The 26,544-nt window shown below is 71.3% G+C and carries 25 protein-coding genes, 1 tRNA gene and 1 pseudogene; 14 read left to right on the top strand and 13 right to left on the bottom strand.

Annotated elements, in window-relative coordinates; translation table 11 throughout:
• Positions 1 to 17: 17 nt before the first annotated feature.
• Genes casB through cas6e form a run of 4 tightly spaced genes read left to right on the top strand, consistent with a single transcriptional unit; the run spans position 18 to position 3,592 of the window.
• On the top strand, positions 18 to 545 hold the full coding sequence (gene casB / locus ACIQVZ_RS31430) for a type I-E CRISPR-associated protein Cse2/CasB (RefSeq protein WP_402454605.1): 528 nt from the start codon (positions 18 to 20) through the stop codon (positions 543 to 545).
• Between the two features lie 55 nt (positions 546 to 600).
• Positions 601 to 1,956, top strand: a complete 1,356-nt coding sequence (locus ACIQVZ_RS31425) for a type I-E CRISPR-associated protein Cas7/Cse4/CasC (protein ID WP_402454602.1) — start codon at positions 601 to 603, stop codon at positions 1,954 to 1,956.
• Positions 1,953 to 2,846, top strand: coding sequence for a type I-E CRISPR-associated protein Cas5/CasD (gene cas5e, locus ACIQVZ_RS31420; protein ID WP_402454599.1), 894 nt, complete (start codon positions 1,953 to 1,955; stop codon positions 2,844 to 2,846). The genes ACIQVZ_RS31425 and cas5e overlap by 4 nt, the downstream gene beginning before the upstream one ends.
• Entirely contained in the window at positions 2,843 to 3,592 is a 750-nt protein-coding gene (gene cas6e / locus ACIQVZ_RS31415; protein ID WP_402454596.1) for a type I-E CRISPR-associated protein Cas6/Cse3/CasE, read from the top strand. The genes cas5e and cas6e overlap by 4 nt, the downstream gene beginning before the upstream one ends.
• A 135-nt stretch (positions 3,593 to 3,727) precedes the next feature.
• Here cas6e and ACIQVZ_RS31410 read toward each other — a convergent pair.
• The 3 genes and pseudogenes from ACIQVZ_RS31410 to mca all read right to left on the bottom strand — a co-directional run.
• Positions 3,728 to 3,886: pseudogene (locus tag ACIQVZ_RS31410) on the bottom strand (DUF255 domain-containing protein); the annotation flags it as partial.
• 78 nt (positions 3,887 to 3,964) lie between these two features.
• Positions 3,965 to 4,156, bottom strand: a complete 192-nt coding sequence (locus tag ACIQVZ_RS31405; protein WP_063348010.1) for a hypothetical protein — start codon at positions 4,154 to 4,156, stop codon at positions 3,965 to 3,967.
• 49 nt (positions 4,157 to 4,205) lie between these two features.
• A complete protein-coding gene (gene mca, locus ACIQVZ_RS31400) occupies positions 4,206 to 5,111 on the bottom strand; it encodes a mycothiol conjugate amidase Mca (RefSeq protein ID WP_350879998.1) in 906 nt (301 codons plus the stop codon).
• A 240-nt stretch (positions 5,112 to 5,351) separates the two neighbouring features.
• On the opposite strand from mca, the gene ACIQVZ_RS31395 reads away from it, so the two are divergent.
• Positions 5,352 to 5,768: a DUF4307 domain-containing protein gene (locus ACIQVZ_RS31395; protein ID WP_402454592.1), complete on the top strand. Its 417-nt coding sequence runs from the start codon at positions 5,352 to 5,354 to the stop codon at positions 5,766 to 5,768.
• A 429-nt stretch (positions 5,769 to 6,197) separates the two neighbouring features.
• Positions 6,198 to 6,698, top strand: coding sequence for a transcription elongation factor GreA (greA, locus tag ACIQVZ_RS31390; RefSeq protein ID WP_063348012.1), 501 nt, complete (start codon positions 6,198 to 6,200; stop codon positions 6,696 to 6,698).
• Positions 6,699 to 6,806: 108 nt separating this feature from the next.
• Here the strand turns inward: greA and ACIQVZ_RS31385 are convergent, their stop codons facing one another.
• From ACIQVZ_RS31385 to ilvA, 3 genes are all read right to left on the bottom strand, one after another.
• Positions 6,807 to 7,664 (bottom strand): ABC transporter permease, encoded by an 858-nt coding sequence (locus ACIQVZ_RS31385; protein ID WP_350880002.1) that lies wholly within the window; start codon positions 7,662 to 7,664, stop codon positions 6,807 to 6,809.
• Between the two features lies 1 nt (position 7,665).
• Positions 7,666 to 8,760: an ATP-binding cassette domain-containing protein gene (locus ACIQVZ_RS31380; RefSeq protein WP_402454588.1), complete on the bottom strand. Its 1,095-nt coding sequence runs from the start codon at positions 8,758 to 8,760 to the stop codon at positions 7,666 to 7,668.
• Between the two features lie 332 nt (positions 8,761 to 9,092).
• Positions 9,093 to 10,304: a threonine ammonia-lyase gene (gene ilvA / locus ACIQVZ_RS31375; RefSeq protein ID WP_402454585.1), complete on the bottom strand. Its 1,212-nt coding sequence runs from the start codon at positions 10,302 to 10,304 to the stop codon at positions 9,093 to 9,095.
• A 122-nt stretch (positions 10,305 to 10,426) separates the two neighbouring features.
• On the opposite strand from ilvA, the gene ACIQVZ_RS31370 reads away from it, so the two are divergent.
• Together ACIQVZ_RS31370 and ACIQVZ_RS31365 are read left to right on the top strand one after the other, a co-directional pair.
• Positions 10,427 to 10,909, top strand: coding sequence for a MarR family winged helix-turn-helix transcriptional regulator (locus tag ACIQVZ_RS31370; RefSeq protein WP_063348015.1), 483 nt, complete (start codon positions 10,427 to 10,429; stop codon positions 10,907 to 10,909).
• Between the two features lie 173 nt (positions 10,910 to 11,082).
• Complete coding sequence (locus ACIQVZ_RS31365; protein ID WP_402454582.1) at positions 11,083 to 13,971, top strand: SpaA isopeptide-forming pilin-related protein; 2,889 nt, start codon at positions 11,083 to 11,085, stop codon at positions 13,969 to 13,971.
• A gap of 172 nt (positions 13,972 to 14,143) precedes the next feature.
• On the opposite strand, the gene ACIQVZ_RS31360 is transcribed toward ACIQVZ_RS31365, so the two are convergent.
• Positions 14,144 to 15,298, bottom strand: a complete 1,155-nt coding sequence (locus ACIQVZ_RS31360; RefSeq protein WP_063348017.1) for a cystathionine gamma-synthase — start codon at positions 15,296 to 15,298, stop codon at positions 14,144 to 14,146.
• A 171-nt stretch (positions 15,299 to 15,469) separates the two neighbouring features.
• Between ACIQVZ_RS31360 and msrA the strand changes: the two genes are divergently transcribed.
• Both msrA and ACIQVZ_RS31350 read left to right on the top strand, forming a co-directional pair.
• Positions 15,470 to 16,135 (top strand): peptide-methionine (S)-S-oxide reductase MsrA, encoded by a 666-nt coding sequence (gene msrA / locus ACIQVZ_RS31355; RefSeq protein ID WP_363621317.1) that lies wholly within the window; start codon positions 15,470 to 15,472, stop codon positions 16,133 to 16,135.
• A gap of 138 nt (positions 16,136 to 16,273) precedes the next feature.
• The gene (locus tag ACIQVZ_RS31350; protein ID WP_350880013.1) at positions 16,274 to 16,636 is read left to right on the top strand and encodes a cupin domain-containing protein; all 363 of its coding nucleotides are present in this window, start codon (positions 16,274 to 16,276) and stop codon (positions 16,634 to 16,636) included.
• Positions 16,637 to 16,662: 26 nt separating this feature from the next.
• Here ACIQVZ_RS31350 and ACIQVZ_RS31345 read toward each other — a convergent pair whose 3' ends face one another.
• The 3 genes from ACIQVZ_RS31345 to ACIQVZ_RS31335 form a co-directional block, all read right to left on the bottom strand.
• Complete coding sequence (locus tag ACIQVZ_RS31345) at positions 16,663 to 17,949, bottom strand: Ig-like domain-containing protein (protein ID WP_350880015.1); 1,287 nt, start codon at positions 17,947 to 17,949, stop codon at positions 16,663 to 16,665.
• Positions 17,950 to 18,140: 191 nt separating this feature from the next.
• Positions 18,141 to 18,476 carry a hypothetical protein gene (locus ACIQVZ_RS31340; protein ID WP_063348021.1) on the bottom strand — a complete coding sequence of 112 codons (336 nt, stop codon included), beginning with the start codon at positions 18,474 to 18,476 and terminating at the stop codon, positions 18,141 to 18,143.
• A 502-nt stretch (positions 18,477 to 18,978) separates the two neighbouring features.
• Positions 18,979 to 20,403, bottom strand: a complete 1,425-nt coding sequence (locus tag ACIQVZ_RS31335; protein WP_402454577.1) for a cystathionine beta-synthase — start codon at positions 20,401 to 20,403, stop codon at positions 18,979 to 18,981.
• Between the two features lie 232 nt (positions 20,404 to 20,635).
• On the opposite strand from ACIQVZ_RS31335, the gene ACIQVZ_RS31330 reads away from it, so the two are divergent.
• From ACIQVZ_RS31330 to ACIQVZ_RS31320, 3 genes are all read left to right on the top strand, one after another.
• The gene (locus ACIQVZ_RS31330; RefSeq protein ID WP_402454574.1) at positions 20,636 to 21,718 is read left to right on the top strand and encodes an SGNH/GDSL hydrolase family protein; all 1,083 of its coding nucleotides are present in this window, start codon (positions 20,636 to 20,638) and stop codon (positions 21,716 to 21,718) included.
• Between the two features lie 62 nt (positions 21,719 to 21,780).
• Positions 21,781 to 23,001, top strand: coding sequence for an acetyl-CoA C-acetyltransferase (locus ACIQVZ_RS31325; RefSeq protein WP_063348024.1), 1,221 nt, complete (start codon positions 21,781 to 21,783; stop codon positions 22,999 to 23,001).
• A gap of 290 nt (positions 23,002 to 23,291) precedes the next feature.
• Positions 23,292 to 24,272, top strand: coding sequence for a hypothetical protein (locus ACIQVZ_RS31320; protein WP_350880021.1), 981 nt, complete (start codon positions 23,292 to 23,294; stop codon positions 24,270 to 24,272).
• 106 nt (positions 24,273 to 24,378) lie between these two features.
• Here the strand turns inward: ACIQVZ_RS31320 and ACIQVZ_RS31315 are convergent, their stop codons facing one another.
• From ACIQVZ_RS31315 to ACIQVZ_RS31305, 3 genes are all read right to left on the bottom strand, one after another.
• Positions 24,379 to 24,747 (bottom strand): hypothetical protein, encoded by a 369-nt coding sequence (locus ACIQVZ_RS31315; protein ID WP_402454571.1) that lies wholly within the window; start codon positions 24,745 to 24,747, stop codon positions 24,379 to 24,381.
• An 80-nt stretch (positions 24,748 to 24,827) separates the two neighbouring features.
• On the bottom strand, positions 24,828 to 25,700 hold the full coding sequence (locus ACIQVZ_RS31310; protein ID WP_350887894.1) for a Bax inhibitor-1/YccA family protein: 873 nt from the start codon (positions 25,698 to 25,700) through the stop codon (positions 24,828 to 24,830).
• Positions 25,701 to 25,839: 139 nt separating this feature from the next.
• Positions 25,840 to 25,921 (bottom strand) — tRNA-Leu (locus ACIQVZ_RS31305).
• Positions 25,922 to 26,314: 393 nt separating this feature from the next.
• On the opposite strand from ACIQVZ_RS31305, the gene ACIQVZ_RS31300 reads away from it, so the two are divergent.
• A partial coding sequence (locus ACIQVZ_RS31300; RefSeq protein WP_402454567.1) for an ATP-binding cassette domain-containing protein occupies positions 26,315 to 26,544 on the top strand: 230 nt, incomplete at its 3' end.

The raw sequence follows: 26,544 nt of genomic DNA, 5'->3' as shown, positions 1-26,544 counted from the left end.
CGTCGACCGTTGCGGGCATGGAGCAGCCCCGGTTTCCCCACGACAGCAAGGCACTCACCACCTGGCTCACCACCCTCGTCCACAACCGCGAGTACGGGACTCTCGCCGAACTCCGCCGGGCCAGGCTCCCTACCAATGCGCACATCCGCGCGGGCTGGTACGGGGGCGACGATCACCGCGACCTTTTCGAGCGGGTGGCGTTCCTGTTCGCGATCTACCACCAGGGGCGCTCCACACCCTTGTACGGCCATGGCAGCCTTGGCGCCGCGGCCCGCAGGATCGGGGACGGGGTCGGACGCGGGCCGGACAACCCCGGCGCCCAGCGGCTTCTGAACCGTGTCGTCGCCAGCCGGCGGATCCCTTGGCGTCACCTCCAGCACGCGGTCACCCGGCTCCGGTCCTGCGAACAGCCCCCACCGTCCTGGACCGGTCTGACCGAGGACCTCATCAAATGGAACGACCGAAAGGCACGCGTCGCCTATCAGTGGTCGGTCGAGTTCCACACTCCCCCGGAAGCGATCGGAAAGCACCGGGCCAACCGATGACGCAACCAATGTATCCACCAACGATTCGACCGACCGCGCGAAAGGACACCACCTCGTGACCGAGCCACCCCGGAGCCAGTTCCTCTCCCTGCACCTCATCGAGACCCTGGCAGCGGTCCTCCCGGTACGCGACGAAAACGCACAGCCCAAATCCCTGGTCTTCGGCGGCGTGGAACGCCACATGATCACGAGCCAGGCACGCAGGCGCGCCGAACGGGTCCATGCCCGCAACAGGGCGAACGCCGGCCGCGGGGCGCTGAAGGGACGGAGCATGGGTGTCCGCACCCGGGAGTGGGCGCTGCTCGCCGGACATGAGCTCGAATCCACTCATGGCTGGGACCACGACAGAGCTCTCGTCACCGCCCGTGCAGTGCTGGAGGCAACCGGTCTCAAATTCGGCGACCCGAAAAAGAAGACGGTGGCCAACCTGACCAAGGTGCTCATCTTCGCGCCGTCCGATGCGGGGACGAGGATCGCGCACCACATCGCCGACCGGGCGTCCGAGGTAGAAGAGTGGCGCGACACGTATTTTCAGGCCCAGGCCCACGCCGAGTCTGCGAAGAAGACGCGACGCGGAGCCGCCCAGAAGGCCTCGGCGCCGCCACCGGAGACAGCGGAAGCGTCCACTACTGCCGCTGTCACTGCGAGCCTCCCCCCGCTGCCCAAGGCCACACGTGACGCTGTTCTGCTGGCCCTCGCCCCTCGCGATGCCGTGGACATCGCTCTCTACGGTCGTTTCCTCGCCGAAATTCCCGACTCGCCGAACGTCGACGGTGCCGTCCAGACCGGGCACGCTTTCACGGTGCACGAAGCGGAGCAGATCGAGGACTTCTACGCGGCCGCCGATGATGCAAAGCTGGAACGCAGGCGCAACGCTCTTGATTTCCTCGACGCCGCGGACGACGCGGGCGCAGGTATGACCGGCTATCAGTCTCTGATCTCCGGCACCTTCTACCGGCATGCGGTTCTCGACCGGATTCAGCTCCGCAGCAATCTGCGGGCGGCCGGAATGGCCGAAACCGAGGCCGAACAGGCTGCGGCGGAGGCCGAGAAGGAATTCGTGAACTCTTTCGTCGAGGCGTTTCCGGAGGCGAAGAAGAACTCCACCGCGTCCACCGGATCGCTCCCCGTGCTCGTCCTCGCGTTCGAGGGGGAGCGCCCCTACAACTACGCGTCCGCCTTCCAACGGCCGGTCGACGAGGGATCCCTGTCGACCGGAGGGGAGGGACCGGCGGGGCCTGCCGCTGTACGCAGGCTGCTGCGCCACCACACGTTCGTCAGCCGCCGCCGTGACGATCTGCGTACCGCGCGGGTGCTCACGTACGATCCCGAGATCGATCTGCTCCTGGGCGAGTTGGGGCTGCCAGAAACGCTGTCCGTGGTGGAGCGATCCGAGGATCTCACCCCGTGAGCGAGGCGAACGACTCACATGTCCTGCTCATTCGGCTGGCCGGCCCCCTGCAGTCGTGGGGGACCAGCGGGCTCGCCCATCGCGACACCCACAGCCGTCCCACGAAGTCAGGCGTGATCGGCCTGTGCGCAGCGGCCCTCGGCGTGCCTAGGGGTGAGCCCCTCGGAAGACTCGCCGAGGTCCTCTTCGGGGTGCGGGCCGATCGGCCCGGCACACCATTACGCGACTATCACACGGTCGGCGGAGGAAGGTACCCGCTGCGCCCCCGCGACCTCATCACCGATCACCAACGAGCCGCCAAAGCGATAATGGATCCGCCGCCGCTCTCACCGTCGGGCACTCCGGAGCCAGGTCCGTTCGGCCTCGGGGAACTGGAAGCCTGGTACGGATCACCGAAGTACGTCACAGCCGATCCGACGTCAGGAACCCTCGTCTCCGGAGAGGTCCGCCGCCACAGTCTCATCACCGAGCGCTGGTACCTCGCCGACGCCGCCTTCCTCGTCGGTCTGGAGCACCCGGACACCGCCTTCCTGGAACGTATCGCCCACGCCTTGGAGCACCCGAGGCACCTGCTCTGGCTCGGCCGCAAAGCCTGTCCGCCTACGGGGGACCTCGCTGTCGGTATCGTTCCCGGCCCCCTCCAAAGGGCGTTCGAGACACACGCGCTGCTTCCCGACGGGCTCGGCCACGACACTGGGCGGCCGGCCTCCGGGACGGGTGTACGTCCGTGGGCCTGGATCGAAAGCCCTCAGCCGCTCCCCGGGGTGGGCCCCCTGCACGACCAGCCCGTGCTCTTCGGAGCGGACGGAGGCACCTACAGCCTCCGCTGGGAGACCCGCCACCGCATCACGATCGCCGCAGACGCCCAGGGATGGGACATCATCCTGTGAACATTCCCACCTCCACGCCGAATGTGCCGTCAGGCGCGGCTGGGGCTGCCAGGTTCGTCGCCGCGCAGACCCTGCTGACCTTGGATTCCCGGCACCCTTTCATCAGCAAAATGCTCATCGACGCGCAGGACATGCACCGGACCGTCATGAGCGGCTTCCTCGGCTGGTTGGACGACGGCAGCCCGGACCCGCGTGCCCAGATGGGCGTCTTGTCGACCTGGACCGTCGATCTCCGTCAGGCGCGGCTCAACCTGGTGGTCCAGTCGTCGCTCCCCGCCGACTGGAGCAGCATCCCCCGTACGGCCCTGGCCGAGAAGCCGGAGCCGCTCACCGTCGACCGCACCTTTCGTGTCGGTGACCAGGTCGCCTTCCGCACAGTCATCAATCCGGTCCGCAGCATTCCGGCCCCGCCGGGCTCTTCGCCGAAGGCCCGGGGCACCCGCGTTCCTCATACCCACCCCGAACACGTGAAGAACTGGTTCGCGAGCCGCCTCCAGGCACTCGGCGAACCCGCGGTCGCCCCGAACGGAGTGACCCGCATCGGTGCGGAGACCGATACCGACCGGATCGCGGTGCGCATGCTCCCGACCGTCTCCAGCCCGGCACCGCACAAGGGCTTGCGCATCAACCGCGCGGAGATCAAGGGCACGCTCACGGTCACCGATCCCAGGACATTCGTCACGGCCCTCACCCAGGGCATCGGTCACGCGCGTGCGTACAGCTGCGGGCTGATCCTCGTCCGCTGAACCGATCCACCCCTGCCCCGGGGCGGCCTTCCTGGCCGCGCGGCCGCCCTCTCCGGGGAGCATGTCGGCCAGGGCAGCTGGTCCCAACCCAAGGAGGGGTGAGGACCACCGACTACTGGGTTCGCGAGTTCACTGGCACCAGTGGCACGCCGCGTACCCGACGCTGAGCAACACCGGGACCCCGCGCCGCTCCGCCTCCGCGAACGCCTCCGGCTCCCAGGGCCACCAGTCGACCGGGTTCTCGGCATGCTGCAGCAGGTACGGCGAGGTCGCGTCCGCGAGACGGTTCGGCATGCCCCCCATCCTCGCGCATCGGGGGCCGGGCGCCGGGACGCCGGCTGCGGCGAGCCGGGCCCCGCGCGCGCCCGCGCGCTACTCCTTGGGGGCTTCCGGCTCCTCCGCGAAGTCGACCTTCTTGAACTGCCGGTTCATGGACTTGGCCAGGAACCAGGTGGCCACGCCGAGGGCGGCGAAGACGACGAAGCCGAGGAGTCCGGGGGTGACCTTGGCGTCGTCGACGGCGAGGTCGGCGGCGAGGTTGACGAGGTTCACGGGGGCGCTCATATCTCTATGGTGGCCCGGCTCACGGGGAGCCGGGCCATCGGGGGGTGGTTCAGTCGCGCGTGTCGGCGGCCTCGACGGCCAGGGTGGGGGTGCGCAGGCCGGCGAACAGGTCGTCCTCCGGCAGGTCCACGTCGATCAGGGTACGGGCGAGTTCGTAGTCCTCGGTGGGCCAGACCTCGCGCTGGACGTCCAGCGGGACGCGGAACCACGGCCCGTCGGGGTCGATCTGGGTGGCGTGGGCGATCAGGGCGCGGTCGCGGGTCTCGAACCAGTCGCCGCAGCTCACCCGGGTGGTGATCTCGCGCTCCTGGCGGCCGCTCTTCTCCCAGCCCGCGATCCACTCGCCGTACGGCGAGTCGTGGCCGTGCTCGGTGAGGTACTGGTGCAGGGCGCGGATGCGGCCCATCGGGAAGCCGTGGTTGTAGTAGACCTTCAGCGGCTGCCAGGGCTCGCCGGCCTCCGGGTAGGCGTCCGGGTCACCGGCGGCGTCGAAGGCCAGCATGGTGATCTTGTGGGTCATGATGTGGTCGGGGTGCGGGTAGCCGCCGTTCTCGTCGTAGGTCGTGATGACCTGCGGCTTGAACTCCCGGATCAGCCGGACCAGCGGTTCGGCCGCCTCCTTCACGTCCTCCAGGGCGAAGCAGCCCTCGGGCAGCGGGGGCAGCGGGTCGCCTTCGGGCAGGCCTGAGTCGACGAAGCCGAGCCAGGCCTGCTTGACGCCCAGGATCGCCCGGGCCTCGTCCATCTCCTTGCGGCGCACCTCGTGGATGTTCTCCTCGATGTACGGGTCCCCCTGGAGCTTGGGGTTGAGAACCGACCCGCGTTCGCCCCCGGTGCAGGTGGCCACGAGCACGTCCACTCCCTGGTCGACGTACATGGCCATGGTGGCCGCGCCCTTGCTGGACTCGTCGTCCGGGTGGGCGTGCACCGCCATCAGTCGCAACTGCTCAGTCAACGCCTTGCGTTCCTTCCACATATCGGGCGTTCCGCGAAGTCCGGTCCGCCCACCGTACGAGCCGCTCACGTCGGGGCCGCGTCGCCGCGGGACCGGCCGCGGACGAACCCCGGCCCGGTCGAGCCCCGCCCCCGCCGGACCGGCCGCGGGCGTGCCCCTCCTATAGTGACGGACTGGAGGAGCGTCGCATTCCCCCGCACCACCCGCGCGGCCCCTCCCGTCAGGAGAGGACTGGGTCCGATGAACGCGAGCACCACCACCGCGCAGCTGCCCGAGGGGCGCTACGGTCGGCGCGGCGACCGCGATTCGGACCGCCGCCTGAAGGTGGTCGGCGCGGTCTGCGGCGTGCTGGGCCTGGGCCTGGTGGCCTGGCTGGGCGGCTCCTACCTGCTGCGCGAGACCACGATCAACGGTTCGGTGCCGACCTTCCAGGCGGTCTCGGACTCCGAGGTCGAGCTGCACCTGGCGGTGCGCAAGAGCGGCGGGACGGCCGGCAGCTGCACGGTCCGCTCGCAGGGGTCGGACGGCTCGGTGGTCGGGGTGGCCGACTTCCCGGTGCCGGCCGGCGGCTCCAGCTACGACGCCGTGGTCACGCTGCGGACCACCGCCCGCGGCACCACCGCCGAACTGCTGGGCTGCACGCCGGCGAAGAAGTAAGCCCCCGAAGAAGCAGGCCGAAGAAGTACGCCCGCGAAGAGGCGTGGAGGAGGGGCCCGCCCGCCGAGTCGCACCGGCAGCGCGCCCCGCTCACCGGTACTCTGCCGGGCACCACCGGTACTCTGCCGGACACCGGCGCATAACCGATCGGGAGAACGGGCATCCGTAGGAAGTCCCGCACCCGGCCCGGCAGGCACCGCCCCCGTACACCGTGGCACATTCGCTGTACACCGTGGCGCAACGCCAACGTCAATGGCGCGCCAACGACCCTTCTGCTTGTCGGCAGGACTTGTTAGGCTCGTGGTTTCGCCCCTTCCGCACCGGATGGTACGGGAGCGGGCGTTGCTTTGTAGTTACGACCGATATCACCACCAACCCTGCTGACGACTCACACCCTCAGCACAGCCCCAGCACCTACGAGGAGCACCCGTGACCCAGACCAGTGAGAACGTGACCTGGCTCACTCAGGCCGGCTACGACCAGCTGAAGGCCGAGCTGGATCACCTGACCGGGCCCTGGCGCATCGAGATCGCCCAGAAGATCGAGGCGGCGCGCGAGGAGGGGGACCTCAAGGAGAACGCCGGCTATCACGCGGCCAAGGAGGAGCAGGGCAAGTACGAGCTGCGCATCCGCCAGCTGACCCAGCTGCTGGAGCGTGCCAAGGTCGGCGAGGCTCCGGCCGACTCGGGTGTGGTGGCCCCGGGCATGGTCGTCACGGTCGCCTTCGACGGCGACGAGGACGACACCATGGAGTTCCTGCTCGCCTCGCGCGAGGTCGCCGGCTCCGACACCATGGACGTCTACTCTCCGCAGTCGCCGCTGGGCCGCGCGATCGACGGCAAGCAGATCGGCGACGAGGCGACCTACGAGCTGCCGAACGGCAAGCCCGCCATGGTGAAGATCGTCAAGGTCGTGCCGCACGCCGGCTGACCAGGTCTGATCCGACCTGATCCGACCTGACCAGGCCGGACCGACCGACGAGGGCGGCCGCGGAGTCCAGGGACTCCGCGGCCGCCCTCGCGGCGTACCGGGCGCGGTTCAGCCCACGGCCGAGCGGTACTTGCGCACCGACAGCCAGGAGAACACCGCGGTGATCAGCACCGACCAGAGCACCGACACCAGCGCGGCGTGCTGCATCGGCCAGGCGGCGTCCACCGGGCCGACCTGGTTGCCGAACAGGTCCCGGCAGGCCTGCACGGTGGCGCTGAACGGGTTCCAGTACGCGACCGTCTGCAGCCAGCCCGGCATCGAGCTGACCGGCACGAAGGCGTTGGAGACGAAGGTCAGCGGGAACAGCCAGATCAGGCCGGCCGAGGTGGCCGCCTCGGGGCTGCGCACCGAGAGGCCGATCAGCGCGCCGATCCAGGAGAACGCGTAGCCGAGCAGGAGCAGCAGGCCGAAGGCGCCGAGCGCGTTGAGCACGCCGTCGTGGATGCGCCAGCCGACCAGCAGCGCGACCAGGGCCAGCACGACCACGGTGAACGCGGTCTGGCACAGGTCGGCCAGGGTGCGGCCGACCAGCACCGCCGAGCGGGCCATCGGCAGCGAGCGGAAGCGGTCCACCAGGCCCTTGGTCATGTCCTCCGCGATCCCGGCGGAGGCGCCGGCGACGGCGAAGGTGACGGTCTGGGCGAAGATGCCGGCCATCAGGAACTGGATGTACGAGTCGGAGCTGGAGCTCGCCCCGGGGATCTTGATCGCCCCGCCCATCACGTACGAGAACAGCAGCACGAACATGACCGGCTGCATCAGCCCGAAGACCACGATCTCGGGGATCCTGGTCATCCGGCGCAGGTTGCGCTTGGCGACCACCCAGGAGTCGTGCAGGGTGGCGGCGACGCCGCGGCGCTGCCTGGGCATCGCCTCGCCGATGGCGTGCTCGGTGGCGGTGCTCATCTCAGCGCTCCGTTCCGGCCGCGACGGCCTGCTTGTCCGGCCCCTGGCCGTCGGAGCCGTCCGGCGGCCCCCCGGCGGCCGACCCCTCGGCGGCCGGCCCACCCTTACCCCGGCCGCCCCGGCCGCGCCCGCCGGAGCCGTTCTCCTCCTCCACCGCCTCGGCGACGTGGCCGGTGAGGGTGAGGAACACGTCGTCCAGGGTCGGGCGACGCAGGCCGATGTCGTCGATCTCGATGCCGCGCGCGTCCAGTTCGCGGATGACGTCGGCGAGCACCCGGGCGCCGCCGCTGACCGGCACGGTGATCCGGCGGGTGTTCTTCTCCACCGCCGGCTCGCCCAGCGCGTACCCGGACAGCGCCGCGACCGCGTCGGTGACCAGGCCCGGCTCGTGCACCACGACCTCTATCCGCTCGCCGCCGATCTGGGCCTTGAGCTGGTCGGCGGTGCCGCGGGCGATCACCCGGCCGTGGTCGACGACGGCGATGTCGTGCGCCAGCCGGTCGGCCTCCTCCAGGTACTGGGTGGTGAGCAGGAGCGTGGTGCCCTGCTCGACCAGGGTCTCGATGACCTCCCAGAGCGCGAGCCGGTTGCGCGGGTCGAGGCCGGTGGTCGGCTCGTCGAGGAACATCACCGGCGGCCGGACGACCAGCGCGGCGGCGAGGTCGAGGCGGCGGCGCATGCCGCCGGAGTAGGTCTTGGCGGTGCGGTCCTTGGCCTCGGTGAGGTTGAACCACTCCAGCAGCTCCAGCGCCCGGGCCTTCGCCTGACGGGCTCTCATCTGGTAGAGCTCGCCGACCATCTGGAGGTTCTCGAAGCCGGTGAGGTACTCGTCGACCGCCGCGTACTGGCCGGACAGGCCGATCAGGCTGCGGACCTTGTTGGGGTGCTTGAGCACGTCGACTCCGGCGACCACCGCGCGGCCCGAGTCGGGGCGCAGCAGGGTGGTGAGGACCCGCACGGTGGTGGTCTTGCCGGCCCCGTTCGGGCCGAGCAGCCCGAGCACCGTGCCCTCGGGGACGTCGAGGCTCACGCCGTCCAGGGCTCGTACGTCGCCGAAGGTCTTGACCAGGTTCTCGGCTTGGATGGCTGGCGCCATGGCCTGCCTCATCTCCTCGGACGAATATGGGCGATCTGTCACACTCTGCCCCTTTTTTGGGCATGCGGGCGACTCGGTTTTCGCCTACCGGCGCACAGAACGCGATGTATCGCGAGTCTGGCAGCACGCGATATATCGCGTCAAGGCATAGGGCTCCGCCATCGTGACAGGGACCACTGACATCCACCGAGATCCGCTGAGGCCCGCCCCGCACCATCCGGCGCCCGAGACACCAAGCCCCCCGAGCGCCCAAGCGCCCCGACAAGCGCCCCAGGCACCCCAAGCGCCCCAGGCACCCCAAGCGCCTCAGGCGCCTCAGGCGCCTTCGGAACTCAGCCGGAAACGACGTACCCCGCGTCCCGCAGCTCGCCGACCACGGCCGCGCAGTGCTCCGGCCCCTTGGTCTCCAGGTGCAGGTCCACCTCGACCTCGGTCAGCCCCAGCCGCGGGTCGATCCGCACGTGCGCGACGTCCAGTACGTTGGCGTCCAGCCTGGTCAGTACCCCCAGCAGGTCGGCCAGCGAGCCCGGTTTGTCCGCCAGCCGCACCCGCAGCGACAGGTACCGGCCGGCCGCCGCCAGCCCGTGCCGCAGCACCCGCTGCATCAGCTGCGGGTCGATGTTGCCGCCGGACAGCACGGCCACCACCGGCCCCTCGAAGGAGTCCGGCTGCTCCAGCAGCGCCGCGATCGGGGCCGCCCCGGCCGGTTCGACCACCAGTTTCAACCGCTCCAGGCCGAGCAGCAGGGCCCGCGACAGCGCGTCCTCGGAGACCGTCCGGACGCCGTCCGCCAGCGAGTTGACCACCTCGAACGGGATGTCCCCGGGCCGGCCGACCATGATCCCGTCGGCCATCGTGGCGTAGTGCTCCAGCGACACCGGCCGCCCGGCCGCCAGCGAGGGCGGGTACGCGGCCGCGCCCGCCGCCTGCACCCCCACCACCCGGACGTCCGGCCGCAACGGCTTGACCGCCGCCGCGATCCCGGCCAGCAGGCCGCCGCCGCCCACCCCGACCAGGATGGTCCGCACCTCGGGGCACTGCTCCAGGATCTCCAGCCCAACGGTCGCCTGGCCGGTGACCACGTCCCAGTGGTCGAAGGGGTGGATGAACACCGCGCCGGTCGCCTCCGAGTACCGCTGCGCGGCCTGCAACGCCTCGTCCACCGTCGCGCCGTGCAGCCGGACCTGCGCGCCGTACTCCCGGGTCGCCGCGACCTTGGGCAGCGGCGCCGCGACCGGCATGAACACGGTCGAGTGCACCCCCAGCAGCGCGGCCGCCAGCGCCACCCCCTGCGCGTGGTTGCCCGCGCTCGCCGCCACCACCCCGCCGGCCCGCTGCACCGGCGAGAGCCCGGCGATCCGCACGTACGCGCCGCGCAGCTTGAACGAACCGGTGCGCTGGAGGTTCTCGCACTTCAGGTGGACCGGCGCGCCGATCAGCCCGGACAGGTACCGGCTGCCCTCCATCGGCGTCACCCGGGCGATTCCGGCGAGCATCTTCTGGGCGCCGCGGACGTCGTCGAGGGTGACCGGCCAGTTGTGCATAACGCCAGCCTACGGTGGTCGACACCGGCAATCCGGGATGCCGGGGCTGTTCCCGGGCCCGCTCCGCCCGCGTACGCTGCTGCTTCTGAGCCTCCCTCACCGCACGACGATCGTGAGCCGCGATGACGACGACCTCGCCCCAGGCCACCGACCGCACCGACCCCGTGCACGCCCGACTCCAGTACCAGTTGGCGGTGTTCGCCCGCCGGATGGACCAGGTCCGGACCACCGGCGGCGGTCTCGGCGCGCTGGACCGGGCCGCCTACCTGCTGCTCGACCGCCTGGAGCGGCACGGGCCCGCCAACGTCAAGGCGCTGGCCGAGTCGCTCGGCGTCGACTCCTCCACGGTGACCCGGCAGGTCGCCCCGCTGGTCGCGGGCGGGCTGGTCGGCAGGGTCCAGGACCCGGCCGACCGCCGCGCCGTACGCCTCGCGCTGACCCCGGTCGGCTCCGGCCGGCTGGCCGAAGTCCGCGACGGGCGGGCCGAGTTGACCCGCCGCCTGACGGCCGACTGGCCGCCCGAGGAACAGCAGGCGTTCTGCGCCCTGCTGGCCCGCTTCAACCACGCGATGGAGTCGTACACCGCGGACCAGCAGGGCCAGTGACCGCCGACGGCCGGAAGCCGTCCCCCGCGCCCGGGCCGATCAGTCGTCGACACACAGCCGAACGAGTGCATTAACACGATTTTCAGATGACAACACCAGTGAGTCGTGATGCTCGGCCCTCCAACCCGGAACACTCCGAGGGCCCATTGTGTCCACATGGTGAGAGGACTGAGGTGAAGCCCAGTCAGAACCCGGTGACCACCGTCACCTGGAGACGCCGACTCGGCAGGACGGTGGGTTCCGTCCTGGCCCTGACGCTCGTGCCCTTCGGCATGTCGCTCGTCGCACCACCGGCCGCGTACGCGGCCGGTCTCCCGGGCGGCCTCGGGCCGTGCCTCGGTGCGGACTGTCCCGCGACGTTCCCCCCGGTCAACAACGGTCCCTTCGCAGGCCGCGACGCCGGCATCAACATCTTCGTCGGCGGCGACTTCAACGTCGGCGGTTCCGCCGCCGAGGCCGAGGGGCACGTGGTGACCCTCGGCAACTTCGACCTGAACAAAGCCCCGGGAGCCAGCTCCGTCTACAACATCGGCATCGTCGGCGTCGGCTCACGGGTCCCCCCGCCGAACGGCGCCGACTTCCTCACCGCCGGAGGCAACGTCACGGTGGCCCCGGGGCAGCGGCTCCTGGCGGAGGGCGGCGTCGTCCGCTACGCGGGCACGGCCACGGGCACCATCGTCGGTACGAAGGTCCAGGAAGCTCAGGCCGTGGCCGCCTACACGCCGCTGCGCGGCCAGCTGCAGACCGCGAGCGAGTGCTACGCCGGGGTCGGCACACCCCGCCCCGCCACCGGAACCGCGGTCAACCAGGGGTTCCAGACCCTGTTCACCGGTGACGGCACCTCCGCACTCCAGGTCTTCAACGTCGACTTCGACATCGCCGGGAGGGGAGGCTCCACCCAGGGCATCGCGTTCGCCGGCATCCCCGCGAACGCGACGGTACTCGTCAACCTCGTGGGCGGCGCCCGCACCATCAACACCTACAGCGGGAGCCTCCAGGACACCGATCCCTGGAACCGGCTGCGCGAGCGCCTCCTGTGGAACTTCCCCGCCGCGACGTCCGTCACGCTCACGGGATCGGGGCAGTTCCAGGGCAGTGTGCTGGTCGGCAACCCGGCCAGCACCGCCACCATGAGCCTGCCCGGTCTGAACGGACGGTTCTTCACCACCGGTTCGCTGCTGCAGAACTCCGGCTCGGGGATGACCGGGACCGAGTTCCACGCCTATCCCTTCAACGGCGACCTTCCGGCGTGCGGAAGTCCCACTCCCACCGCCTCGACCAGCGTGACGAAGGTCGACTCCGTCACGGGGCAGCCCCTGGCGGGGGCCACCTTCCAGCTGTGGCGTGAAACCAACGGCGTCCCCGGCCTCCAGACCTCGGGGGTCACCCCGGACACCGAGGTGGGCGCCCCCTGCACGACCGGGGCGAACGGCGTCTGCTCCACGGCCGACCTCCCGCTGGGCACCTACTACTGGCAGGAGACCGCCGCTCCCCCCGGCTACGACCTGCCCCAGCCCGCGGTGACGACCGTGGTCCTCGACACGAACGGACAGAACGTCCCGGTCACCGTCAAGGACACCAAGTCCCCGATCGTCGAGACCGGGTCCACGAGCGTGACCAAGGTCGACTCCGCCACCGGGCAACCGCTGGTCGGCGCGACCTTCCAGCTGTGGCACGAGACCAACGGCGTCCCCGGCCTCCAGACCACCGGGACCAACCCCGACACCCCCGTCGGCTCCCCCTGCACCACCGGAGCGAACGGCACCTGCTCCGCCAGCGGCCTCCCGCTGGGCACCTACTACTGGCAGGAGACCGCCGCTCCCCCCGGCTACGACCTGCCGGAACTCAACGTCACCACCGTCGTCCTCGACACCAACGGACAGAACGTCCCGATCACCGTCCAGGACACCAAAGCCACCGCCCCGACCGCGTCAACGAGCGTGACCAAGGTCGACTCCGCCACAGGCCAACCACTGGCCGGCGCCACCTTCCAGCTGTGGCACGAGACCAACGGCGTCCCCGGCCTCCAAACCACCGGGACCAACCCCGACACCCCCGTCGGCTCCCCCTGCACCACCGGAGCGAACGGCACCTGCTCCGCCAGCGGCCTCCCCCTCGGCACCTACTACTGGCAGGAGGTGTCGGCGCCCAACGGCTACGACCTGCCGGAACTCAACGTCACCACCGTCGTCCTCGACACCAACGGGCAGAACGTCCCGATCACCGTCCAGGACACCAAGACCATCGCCCCGACCGGCTCCACCACGGTCACCAAGGTCGACTCCGACACCGGACAGCCTCTGGCCGGCGCCACCTTCCAGCTGTGGCACGAGACCAACGGCGTCCCCGGCCTCCAAACCACCGGGACCAACCCCGACACCCCCGTCGGCTCCCCCTGCACCACCGGAGCGAACGGCACCTGCTCCGCCAGCGGCCTCCCCCTCGGCACCTACTACTGGCAGGAGACCGCCGCTCCCCCCGGCTACGACCTGCCCCAGCCCGCGGTGACGACCGTGGTCCTCGACACGAACGGACAGAGCATCCCCGTCACCGTCCAGGACACCAAGACCACCACCCCGACCGGCTCCACCACGGTCACCAAGGTCGACTCCGACACCGGACAGCCTCTGGCCGGCGCCACCTTCCAGCTGTGGCACGAGACCAACGGCGTCCCCGGCCTCCAGACCACCGGGACCAACCCCGACACCCCCGTCGGCTCCCCCTGCACCACCGGGGCGGACGGCGTCTGCTCCGCGGACAACCTTCCGCTGGGCACCTACTACTGGCAGGAGGTGTCGGCGCCCCCCGGCTACGAACTGCCCCGGACCGCGGTGACCACGGTCGAACTGACTGCGGACTGCCCGTGTGTGACGATCACGGTCGAGGACAGGAAGTGCCCGCCGAAGCCGTGTCCGCGCCCCCCTCACCCGCCGCACTCATGGGCCTCGGCGGACTCATGGACCCTGCGGGGCGGGTGGAACCTCTGGGACCTGGTGCGCGGTGAGTCCGGTCCGAACGAGGACTGCACTTCCGCGTCCCTCACTTCCTGGAAGCGCTCCTGAAGGACCGCTCCGGCGCGAGCGCGTGAGGGCATGAAGTGATGGACCGGCCGGAGGAGCCCGCAGGGGCTCCTCCGGCCGAGTGCGTCGACAGCGCGTCAGGTGACCATCGCGGTCCCCGGACTGCTCACCGAGGCCGGAGATCCTCGACAGACTCCGGGCCTCTGAACGCGTCCTAGCCCAGCGCCTGCTTGAGGTCGGCGAGCAGGTCGTCGATCGACTCGATGCCGACCGAGACGCGCACCAGGTCGGCGGGCACCTCCAGCGCCGAACCGGCCACCGAGGCGTGGGTCATCCGGCCCGGGTGCTCGATCAGCGACTCCACACCGCCGAGCGACTCACCGAGGGTGAACAGCTGCGCGCGGTTGCAGACCTCGACCGCCGCCTCCTCACCGCCCTGGACCCGGAACGAGACCATGCCGCCGAAGGCCTTCATCTGCTTGGCCGCGATCTCGTGGCCGGGGTGCTCGGGCAGGCCCGGGTACAGCACCTGGCTGACCTTCGGGTGGCTCGCCAGCAGCTCGGCGACCTTCTCCGCGTTGGCGCTGTGCCGGTCCATCCGGACACCCAGCGTCTTGATGCCGCGCAGCACCAGCCAGGCGTCGAACGGCCCGGAGACGGCGCCCATCGCGTTCTGGTGGTACGCCACCTCCTCGCCCAGGCTCGCGTCGGCCAGCACCAGCGCACCGCCGACCACGTCCGAGTGGCCGCCCATGTACTTGGTCGTGGAGTGCACGACCGCGTCCGCGCCGAGCGCGATCGGCTGCTGCAGGTACGGGCTGGCGAAGGTGTTGTCGACCACCAGCAGCGCGCCGGCGCCGTGCGCGACCTCGGCGAGCGCGGCCAGGTCGGTGATGCCCAGCAGCGGGTTGGACGGGGTCTCCACCCAGACCGCGCGGGTGTTGGGGCGCAGCGCGGCCCGGACGGTGGCCAGGTCCTGGGTGTTGGCGACGGAGAACTCGACGCCCCAGCGGGTCAGCACCTTGGCGAACAGCCGGAAGGTGCCGCCGTAGGCGTCGTTGGGGATCACGATGTGGTCGCCCGGCTTGAGGATGGTGCGCAGCAGGGTGTCCTCGGCGGCCAGGCCGGAGGCGAAGGCGAGGCCGCGGGCGCCGCCCTCCAGCGCCGCGAGGCACTCCTCCAGCGCGGTGCGGGTCGGGTTGGCGCTGCGGCTGTACTCGTAGCCGCCCCGCAGGCCGCCCACCCCGTCCTGCTTGTAGGTGGACACCTGGTAGATCGGCGTGACGACGGCCCCGGTCTGGGGGTCTGCTTCCTGACCCGCGTGGATGGCGAGGGTCTCGAAGCCCTGGGGAAGCTGGTGCTCGGTCATGGGTCGAGCCTAGTGGCCGTACGGCCCGGCGCCCTCCGGAACGTCCCAGCCCGCCGTGAACCTGGCCAACTGCGAACCGGGGCCGCGCCGGAATCCGGGCGGCGCCGGAATCCGGGGGCGGCCCGCCGCGTTGAACCCTGCGCAACCCTCCCTACCCCGCAGGAGCAGGCCGTGCTGTTCAACCGCCACAAGACCTCGCTCGTTCCCGCCGACCAGGCGCTGCCCGGCCGGGAGTCGCCGGGCTTCGCTCTGCGCGAGCCGCACACCGTGCTCGGCCACCCGCTCACCGGGCCGTACCCGGACGGCCTGGAGGTGGCCGACTTCGGGCTGGGCTGCTTCTGGGGCGCCGAGCGGACGTTCTGGCGCCTGCCCGGCGTCTGGACGACGCTGGTCGGCTACCAGGGCGGCTACACCCCCCACCCGACGTACGAGGAGGTGTGCAGCGGGCTGACCGGGCACACCGAGGCGGTCCGGGTGGTGTTCGACCCCTCGGTGATCTCCTACGAGCGGCTGCTGAAGACCTTCTGGGAGGCGCACGACCCGACCCAGGGCAACCGCCAGGGCAACGACGTCGGCACCCAGTACCGCTCCGCCGTCTACACCCACTCCCCCGCCCAGGCCGCCGCCGCGGCCGCCGGCCGGGACGCCTTCCAGCCGGCCCTGACCGCGCTCGGCTACGGCCCGATCACCACCGAGATCGCCCCGGCCGGCCCGTTCTACCCGGCCGAGCCGTACCACCAGCAGTACCTGTCCGACGCCAAGAACCCGAACGGCTACTGCGGCCTCGGCGGCACCGGTGCCTCCTGCCCGATCGGCGTGGCCCGCACGCAGGGCTGACCGTCCGTGACCGTTCCGGCGGGCCGGCCACCCGAGGTGACCGCCCGCCGGTCGGGGCGCAGACTGGAAGGGCCAGCAGACGGGCCTGCCTCCTCTCCGCGCGGGCGGCCGGGCCGTCCGCGCGGAGAGGAGTGCGCCATGTCCGGTCTCGTCCGCATGAACTTCGACGCCCCCGAGGAGGTCCGCCCCTTCGAGGAGGGCACGGGGGAGCTGCGCCTGGTCAACCTGGACGCCGGCCCGGTGGGCCGGGCCGTGTTCCACCCGGGTTGGCAGTGGTCCAAGCACGTGAAGCCGATCGCCAGGACCGACAGCTGCCGGGCCGCCCACACGGGGTACGTGGTCTCGGGCCGGATGAGGATCGTCATGGACGACGGTCAGGAGACCGAGTTCGGCCCCGGCGACCTGATGATCTGCCCGCCCGGGCACGACGCCTGGATCGTCGGCGACGAGCCCTGCGTCATCGTCGACTGGCAGGGCTTCGCCGACTACGCCAAGCGCTGACCGGCGCTGACCGGCGGCTCCCGGCGTCAGACCGCGCTGCCGGCCTTCCAGGCGGCCCAGCCGAGGTTCCAGCCGTTCAGGCCGTTGTCCGGCGCGACGGTCTTGTCGCCGGAGTTCACGACCTCGACCACGTCGCCGACCATGGAGCTCTTGTAGAACTTGTAGCCGTCCGTGCTGCCGTCCTGCGCGCCCTTGGCGTCCTGGAGGCCGATGCAGCCGTGGCTGGTGTTCTGGCCGCCGAAGATCGACGACGAGGACCAGTAGTTGCCGTGGATGAAGGTGCCCGAGGTGGTGAGCCGCTGGGCGTGCGGCACGTCCGCGATGTCGTACTCGCTGCCGAGGTTGACGGTCTGCGAGTTCATCCGGGTCTGCTGGAACTGCTCGGAGATCACCATCTTGCCGCCCCAGGTGCGGTGCTCGGGGGACCCGCCGGAGATCTTGTAGACGGCGCTGACCTGGCCGTCGGTGGTGACGGTGAGCTTCTTGGCGCCGAGGTCGGCGACGCTGGTCTGGGCCCGGCCGATGGTGAAGCGGACGTCCTTGGACTGGGTGCCGTAGACGCCCTTGGCGCCCTCGACGTCCTTGAGCCGGAGCTTGAGGGTGACCTTGGTGCCCTTGGCCCAGTACTCCTGCGGCCGGAAGTCGAGGCGGGTGCTGGAGAACCAGTACCCGACGATCTCGACGCCCGGCTCGGCTATCACGGTGATCGCCTGCTGGACGGCCTTGCGGTCGGTGATCGGCTTGCTGAACGTGATCGAGACGGGCATGCCGACGCCGACGACCGAGCCGTCCTCGGGCGTGAAGTAGCCGACGAAGGTGTTGGCCGGGGTGGCCGTGGTGAAGGTGGCGTTGGCGTCCGCCTCCAGCTTGTCCTTGTCGAGGGCGGTGGCGGCCACGGTGTACTTGGTGCCGCTGGCGGGGGCGGCGGCCGAGGTCCAGCTGGCGCCGTCGGAGGCGAGCTGGCCGGCCAGTTCCTTGCCCGTGGAGTCGGTGACCTTGACGGTGCCCAGGGTGCCGTTGCTGACGGTGACCTTGACCGGCTCGCTGAAGCTGGCGGAGGCGGCCCCGTCCGCGGGAGTGACGGTGATGACGGCGGTCGAGGTCTTCGGCGCGCTGCTGGTCCCGCCGGAGCCGCTGCCGGTACCCGGGGTCCCACCGGAACCACCCGAGCCGCCCGAGCCGTTGGCGTCGGCGCTCTTGGTGTCGTTGCAGGCCGCGAGCAGCAGGACCGGCGCCCCGATCAGGCCCGCGAGCACTCCGCGCCGGCTCCAGTTGCCTCCGCCTGCCCGCCCCTGACCGTCCCGTGCCGTCACGTCGCGTCTCCCTGCTGATCATCCCGGGCATTTACGGATACAGAAACGCAATCCGGCCGTGCACGGTTCCACCTCCGAAGGGTAAGCGATCGTATGAGATGACCCAACTTCCCGGTGAACAGGGAGAAACGCCCGGCCTGCGGGGCAGACCGGGCGTTCACGAGCGCTGACGAGCCGGCGGGGTGAGGCCGCTACTCGGCGGACTCGTCCACCACGTACTCGTCCCACCCCTCGTTCTCGGGGTCGAACTCGGTCTGCGCCGACTCCCAGGTCGCCGAGGCCAGCTCGACACCCGGCACGTCGCCGAGCAGCGCCACCGGGTCGATGAAGTGGGCGAGCGAACCCGACGGGTCCACCTCGATGGCGTCGACGGACTGGGCGCGCTCGTCGTCGTCGAGGTACTCGTCCTCGGTCACCTGCTTCAGGGCGGCGGCCTTGAGCGCGCCCTCGTCGGTGATCTCCGCGATGAGCTCGATCTTGAGCCGGACGTAGCGCGGCTCGTCCTGGGTGGTTTCAGTGCTGGTCATGCGTGTGAGCGTACGGGAAGGGCCGGTCCCTCGGAGAAGGACCGGCCCTGCCGTTCTCCGCCTCGGTTCCCCCACCCGGGAACCGCGGAGACGCGCCGTGCGGCGCGCGGTGCCGCGGGAGCCGCCGCACCCTGTCGACCGGCCGCAGCCGGGCAGGGGCGGGACGACGACGCCTCCCGCGGAGGCCCCTCTCCCCCGTTGCCGGGCTGGAGGGCGGACACGGAGGGCCGGGTCAGGACCGCCCGACGTGTCCGGAGCCGACCGCGTCCGCCGGGGAGCCGCTCCCGGACGGTTGCCGTCGTCTCGCTCGGCGTCTCGCCGTTGACCACCACGATGCCGGACCGTTGTTAACCGCGTGCTGCGGGCAGGTGACGCCGGTGTACCACTTCGCCCGTGGGCGAACCGCGGGCAAAACGTGGGCGAAACCTCGTCCGCCCCGCCGACCGGAGCCGGTGGCGGGGTCGGGGCCGGTCAGGGCCGGCCGGGGCCCGGGGCCGACGGGTCAGTGCGCGGCGCGGCCGGCGAGGAAGCCCAGCAGGTCCTGGCGGGTGACGATGCCCTGCGGCTTGCCCTCCACCAGCACCACCGCGGCGTCGGCCTTCTCCAGCACGGTCATCAGGTTGGTGACCGTCTCGCCCGCACCGACGACCGGCAGCGGCTTGGACATCACCCGGTCCAGCGTGTCGGTCAGCTCGATCTCCTTCGCGAAGACGCCCTCCAGCAGCAGCTTCTCCGCCACCGAGCCGATCACCTCGCCGGCCATGATGTCGGGGTGCCCGGCACCCGGGGAGACCACCGGCATCTGCGAGACGCCGTACTCGCGCAGCACCCGGACCGCCTCGGCGACCGTCTCGTTCGGGTGCATGTGGACGAACTGCGGGATGCCCTCGTGCTCGATGGCGTCCTTGCGGGCCAGCACCTCGCCGATGTGCGCCTCGTCGGTGGCCGAGGGCAGGAAGCCGTAGTCGGCCATCCAGTCGTCGTTGAAGATCTTGGACAGGTAGCCGCGGCCGCCGTCCGGCAGCAGCACCACCACGACGTCGTCCGGGCCCAGGCCCTTGGCCACCTCCAGCGCGGCCACCACGGCCATGCCGCAGGAGCCGCCGACCAGCAGGCCCTCCTCCTTGGCCAGGCGGCGGGTCATCTGGAAGGAGTCCTTGTCGGAGACGGCGACGATGCCGTCGGCGACGTCACGGTCGTAGGCGGTCGGCCAGAAGTCCTCACCCACGCCCTCGACCAGGTACGGCCGGCCGGTGCCGCCCGAGTAGACCGAGCCCTCCGGGTCGGCGCCGATCACCTTGACCTTGCCGCCCGAGACCTCCTTCAGGTAGTTGCCGGTGCCGGAGATGGTGCCGCCGGTGCCGACGCCCGCCACGAAGTGGGTGATCCGGCCCTCGGTCTGCTCCCACAGCTCCGGACCGGTGGAGTGGTAGTGCGAGGCCGGGTTGTCCGGGTTGGAGTACTGGTCCGGCTTCCAGGCGTTCGGGGTCTCCCGGACGAGCCGGTCGGAGACGTTGTAGTACGAGTCCGGGTGCTCGGGGGCCACGGCGGTGGGACAGACGACCACCTCGGCGCCGTACGCGCGCAGGGTGTTGATCTTGTCGGTGGACACCTTGTCCGGACAGACGAAGATGCACTTGTAGCCCTTCTGCTGGGCCACGATCGCCAGACCGACACCGGTGTTGCCGGAGGTCGGCTCGACGATGGTGCCGCCCGGCTTCAGGGCGCCCGAGGCCTCGGCGGCCTCGATCATGCGCATCGCGATGCGGTCCTTCACCGAACCGCCGGGGTTGAAGTACTCGACCTTCGCCAGCACTGTCGCGCTGATGCCCTCGGTGACCTTGTTCAGCTTGACCAGCGGAGTGTTGCCGACGAGGTCGATGATCGAGTTGTGGTACCGCACGGGGGTCCTCCCGGTTGTGGGCATGCGAGTGCTTTCGGTACTGCAAAGCCTAGGCCGTGCCGCCCGCCCCAGCCCGCCCTTCCGCCCCACCCGCCCCCCACCCCGCCCCGGCCCCGCGCGGCGGCCCACCACCCGCCTTCCTCCCCCAATGGCCCAGCCCCGCAGGTAGCCCCGGCCCCCGCGCGGGTAGGAGGGGGGGTGCAGGCATCGCCATGGCCCCGGAGGGGGCGGCACCAGGACGCGAAGGGGGCATCGGATGCCAGGGGCACAGGACTCGCGGGCCCGGGTGGCCCGCCGGATCGCCACCGCGGCGGCGTACGGCGGCGGCGGGCTCGGCCTGCTGGGCGTGGGCCTGGTGGGCGTGCTGCTCACCGAGAGCAAGCTGGCGATCCAGGCCATCGGCGTGCTGGAGGGCGATCCGCCCAAGGCCGACGGCGTCTACGGCGAGGCCTTCGCCGACAGCTCCGCCGCCACGCAGCCGCCGCTGGTGCTGGCCGTCCTCGGTGACTCCACCGGCGCCGGCCTCGGTGTGCTGCGGGCCCGGGAGACCCCGGGCGCGCTGCTGGCCGCGGGCCTCGCCTCGGTGGCCGAGCGCCCGGTCCGGCTGGTCAACGTGGCCCGCACCGGCGGCCGTTCCGCCCACCTCTCGGGCCAGCTGGAGCAGGCGCTGCCGCACCACCCGGACGTCGCCGTGCTCATGATCGGCGCCAACGACGTGACCCGGCACAGCCCGGCCCAGCTGGCCGTCCGCCAACTCGGCGAGGCGGTCGCGGCGCTGCGGGCGAACGGCTGCGAGGTGGTGGTCGGCACCTGCCCGGACCTCGGGACGATCAAGCCGGTGCGCCCGCCGCTGCGCTGGGTGGCCCGCCGGCTGAGCCGGCAGCTGGCGGCCGCGCAGACCATCGCGGTCGTGGAGGCCGGCGGCCGGACGGTCTCGCTGGGCTCGCTGCTGGGCCCGGAGTTCGCGGCGCGCCCGGAGATGTTCGCCGCCGACCGCTACCACCCGTCCGCCCAGGGCTACGCGACGGCCGCGATGGCCGTGCTGCCCTCGGTGTGCGCCGCGCTCGGTCTCTGGCCGGAGGAGGAGCGCCCGGCCGCACCCCTGCCGGGCGGGACGGTGCTGCCGGTGGCGATGGCCGCCGCCGCCGCGGCCGGGCGTTCGGGCACCGAGGTCGCGGCCGTCGAGGCGGAGGGCGCCGGCCGCCGCTGGGCGTTGCTGCGCCACCGGCTGCGGGTCGGGCTGCCCGGCTCGTGGGCGCCCGAGGAGGCCCGGGAAGGAGGCGTTCCAGAGGCCGGCGACACGTCGGCCAGCTCACACGCCGGGACGGGTGACGCCTGATCTACCAGGCGGTAACTTTCCTCCCGGACGCCAGTCCGCCGTCACCCAGCGAGGAGCCCGCCATGCCCGAAGCCGTCATCGTCAGCGCCACCCGTTCGCCGATCGGCCGGGCCTTCAAGGGCTCGCTCAAGGACGTCCGCCCCGACGACCTGACCGCCCACGTCATCCAGGCCGCGCTGGCCAAGGTCCCGCAGCTCGACCCGCGCGAAATCGACGACCTGATGCTCGGCTGCGGCCTGCCCGGCGGCGAGCAGGGCCACAACCTGGCCCGCATCGTGGCCGTCCAGATGGGCATGGACTACCTGCCCGGCGCCACCATCACCCGCTACTGCTCGTCCTCGCTGCAGACCACGCGGATGGCACTGCACGCGATCAGGGCCGGCGAGGGCGACGTCTTCCTCTCGGCCGGCGTGGAGACCGTCTCGCGCAGCGTGAACGGGACCTCGGACGGCATGCCGGGCACCACGAACCCGGTCTTCGACGAGGCCCAGGCCCGCACCGCCAAGCGCGCCGAGGAGGGCGGCGGGGAGTGGCACGACCCGCGCGAGGACGGCCTGCTGCCGGACGCCTACATCGCGATGGGCCAGACCGCCGAGAACCTGGCCGCGCTCAAGGGGATCACCCGCGCCGAGCAGGACGAGTTCGGCGTCCGCTCGCAGAACCTCGCCGAGGCCGCCATCAAGGCCGGCTTCTGGGAGCGCGAGATCACCCCGGTGACGCTCCCGGACGGCACCGTGGTGAGCAAGGACGACGGCCCGCGCGCCGGCGTCACGCTGGAGGGCGTCTCCGGCCTGAAGCCGGTGTTCCGACCGGACGGCACCGTGACCGCCGGTAACTGCTGCCCGCTGAACGACGGCGCCGCCGCGCTGGTCATCATGTCCGACACCAAGGCCCGGGAGCTGGGCATCACCCCGCTCGCCCGGGTGGTCTCCACCGGCGTCAGCGCGCTCTCCCCCGAGATCATGGGCTACGGCCCGGTCGAGGCCTCCCGGCAGGCGCTGCGGCGGGCCGGCCTGACCATCGACGACATCGACCTGGTCGAGATCAACGAGGCCTTCGCCGCCCAGGTGATCCCGTCCTACCGGGATCTCGGCATCGACTTGGACAAGCTGAACGTCAACGGCGGCGCGATCGCCGTCGGCCACCCCTTCGGCATGACCGGCGCCCGGATCACCACCACCCTGATCAACTCCCTGCAGTGGCACGACAAGCAGTTCGGTCTGGAGACCATGTGCGTCGGCGGCGGCCAGGGCATGGCGATGGTGATCGAGCGCCTCAGCTGACCCCGCCGGCCACCCCGAAAGGGTCTGGACCACCCATTTGGAGTGACCGTGAGTAATTGAGGGCCGGATCACATCGCGAGGTCGATCCGGCCCTCTTTTCGCTCGTTTTCGGCTCGGAAATCGACACTGCGGAGCGGATCAACTCCACTGCGTAGAACGGTGTTACCTAACAATTTGGGGACAAGAGCGAAAGTCCCCCACAAATTAGACATTCGCCACTGCGGCAACAGCCCCGGATGCGGCAGTGTGGACACGTAACCCCGTTCCGCTCCTCGCTAGGAGTACGTTCCGTGAGCGCCGTCTACACCATCCTGCTGCTGATCCTGATCACCGTGTCGACCGCCGTGCTGCTCCACCTCCGGGGACTCTCCCGCCGGCTGGACGCGCAGGCCGCGGCCCAGGCCGCCCCCGCGCCGGTGGACCAGGCCGCGATACGCCAGGCCGTCACCGAGGCACTCGCCGCCGACCGCGAGCGGGAGATCACCGAGGCCCGGGCGTTCTGGGCCGAGCAGGAGGCCCGCGCGGCCGAGGACGCGCCACTGTTCGACTCCCCGTACACCGGCCCGTTCGCCAGCACCGACGAGTGGCCGCTGTTCTTCCCCCGCCCCACCGGCCCGCAGGACGCCGTCGACAACGCCGGCACCATGGACCCGGAGTTCGGCGAGGCGCTGCGCTCCGCGCTGGAGGACCTGATCAACGAGGGCCCCGCCGAGCCCGGCCCCGAGGGCGGCTCGTCGCTGTTCCCCGGCCAGGGCGCCGGCACCTCCTCCGGCGGCCCCACCGTCGCCTCCGCCTCCACCGGCTCCGCCGAGCCCACCGGGGACGCCCGCGCACGCCGCGAGGCCGACCTGCTGGCCACCGGCCTGGAGGCCGGGCTGCTGGACGCCGACCAGGCCGTCGAGGACGCCCCGGTCGCCACGCCCGACCCGCGCCGCCACCCCTCCCACCCCGACTTCGTGCCCAGCCAGGCGCCGTCCCGCGAGTGGACCGACACCCGGCTGGCCACCCTCGCCGACGAGGCCGTCGCCCTGATCGACGTCCGCCCGGGCCCGCTGGGCACCCTGGACGTGTACGCCTTCGCCGACGGCACCACGCTCTGCGTGGCCCCGGGCGACCGGGAGGCGGCCTACCGGCTGATCGACGCGGTCCGTGCCGGTGAGCACGTCCGGCTGCTCGGCGGCTCGCGCTTCTCCGGCTCGTACTCGCTGACCTTCTCCACCGACGAGGAGGCCGTCTACGTCCTCGCGGACCGGGTGGTCGCCAGCATCTGACGCCTCCCCAGCGGCGGGGCAGCACAGCACACACGGCGCAGCACGCCGAAGGCCGGCCGGGTCAAGGGGTTACCGACCCGGCCGGCCTTCGGCGTGTACCGGACGTCTACCCGCAGAGCGCCGTCGTCGCGCGCACCGCGGCCACCGCGCCGGCCAGCACTTCCGCGGCCGCCACCGGCCCGCCCGGCAGGGCGACCGCGTCGCCCTCCGGCAGGGCCGCCAGCGCGGCCGCCAGGTCGTGTCCGGCGACGGCCAGTTGGTCCCCCGCCGCGAAGGCCCCGGCGTCCGGGAACTCCCGCTCCGGCCCGCCCTCCGCCGCCAGCGCCGACTCGGCCAGCCGCCGGGCCAGCGCCAGCACGGCCGCCGCCCGCGAGGCGTGCCCGGGCACGGCACCCAGCAGTTTGCTCTGCGGCAGCGAGCGGAAACGATCCGCCAGGGAGTCGACGGCTTCGACCAGGAGCTGTACGTCATGCATGACAGGGAGCCTAAACGCCGCCGGGCCCCCGGAGCGTTTCGCTCCGGGGGCCCGGCGGCAGTGGTACGGCGGGAACGCGATTAGTCGTCGCCGCGCAGGATCGCGATCAGGCGCAGCATCTCCATGTAGATCCAGACCAGCGACAGGGTCAGCCCGAAGGCGGCCCGCCAGGACTCGCGCTGCGGCGCGCCCTGGGCGATGGCCTCCTCGACCGCCGCGAAGTCCAGCGACAGGAAGAACGCGCCCAGGCCGATGCCGACCAGGCCGACCACGATGCCCAGCGGGCCCGATCGCAGGCCCATGTCGGCGCCGAAGGCCATCGCGATCATGTTGACCAGCATCAGCAGCACGAAGCCGATGGCGATCGCGATGCCGATCCGCTGGTAGCGCGCGGTGACCCGGATCCTGCCGCTCTTGTAGGCGAACAGCATCGCCGCGAAGACCGCCGCCGTACCCAGCACCGCCTGGAGCACGATGCCGTTCAGCATGGTGTTGAAGGCGTGTGAGACGGCACCGAGCGCGAAGCCCTGGAGAGCCGCGTACGTCAGGATCAGCGGCGGGCTGACACTGCGCTTGAAGGCGATGACCAGGTAGACGATGAAGGCGACCACCGAGGCGCCGATGGCGTAGCCGTAGTTCTCGAACGGCAGCGCGAACCAGGCCACCGCGCCGCCGGCGACCAGGGTCAGCAGCGTCATGGCCGTGCGCGCGACCACGTCGTCGAGCGTCATCCGCCCGGTGGCGGCGGGGCCGGCTGACGGCCCGTTGTACATCTCGTACAGCTGCTCGTCGGTCATCGGGCCCTGCGCCTGCGGCTGCTGGGCGTAAGGGGTCCCCGCGTAGGGGTTGTTGCCGTACTGGCCCCCGGCCTGCGTGGTGGTACCGAACCCCGCGTAGCCGGGCTCGCGGGTGAAGGACCCCTCCCGCGAGAAGACCGGGTTGCTGCTTCTCATTGCACATTCCCTCCGTGGCGGCACTGCACCGCCCAGCCACCAGGGTAATGGCTTGGCAAAAATATCGGGATACGCCGCGAGGAGGATCACTGAAGGACTCCCGGCGGGGACGCCGTCGGCGCCCCCGCGAGTCGAGCGGTGCCCGGAGCCGGACTCGAACCGGCACGGCCTCACGGCCAAGCAGTTTTAAGCTGCCCGTGTCTGCGTTCCACCATCCGGGCGTCCTGCGGACGGGCCCCTCCATCGGCCGGAGAAGAAACGCTCCACCCCCGGTGCGGGCCACCCCAGAGCCTAGTCGCCCGGCTCACCCTTTCGCATGTTCCCAGCCAGGGAAGTTGTCATGTTTCCTTGCGATCTGACGAACAGTCCGCAATTCGGCCACGAAGTGCACGAGTTCCGGCCACCGCCCAGCGCTCAGGGTCGGCGTCATACCCCAGGAGGAGGGCGTCACCTGGCCGTACGCCCAGCGGTGGTCAGGCCAACCGTCCGGCGGAGCGACGAGAACTCATGATCACACGGCGGAGCATGGAGGTACGGCCGGGCGCCCCTGGCGGCCCGGCCGTCCAGGCGCCCAACGCGTCTCCCGCAGCCCGCGACCACCAAGGAGCACCCCCGTGACCACGCCGACCGCAACCGCCGTCCGGACCGGCCTGGCGGCCGCCCGCGCCACCGGCCTCAACAAGGTCTACGGGGACGGGGAGACCCGCGTCGTGGCCCTCGACAACGTCAGCGTCGACTTCCCGCAGGGTCAGTTCACCGCCATCATGGGCCCCTCCGGCTCCGGCAAGTCCACCCTCATGCACTGCATGGCCGGCCTCGACACCATCAGCTCCGGCTCCACCAC

The sequence above is a fragment of the Kitasatospora sp. NPDC098663 genome (assembly GCF_044760075.1).
GTDB lineage: Bacteria > Actinomycetota > Actinomycetes > Streptomycetales > Streptomycetaceae > Kitasatospora.
The sequence above is the reverse complement of the archived record's forward strand: the minus strand, read 5'-3'. Positions and strand labels throughout refer to the sequence as shown.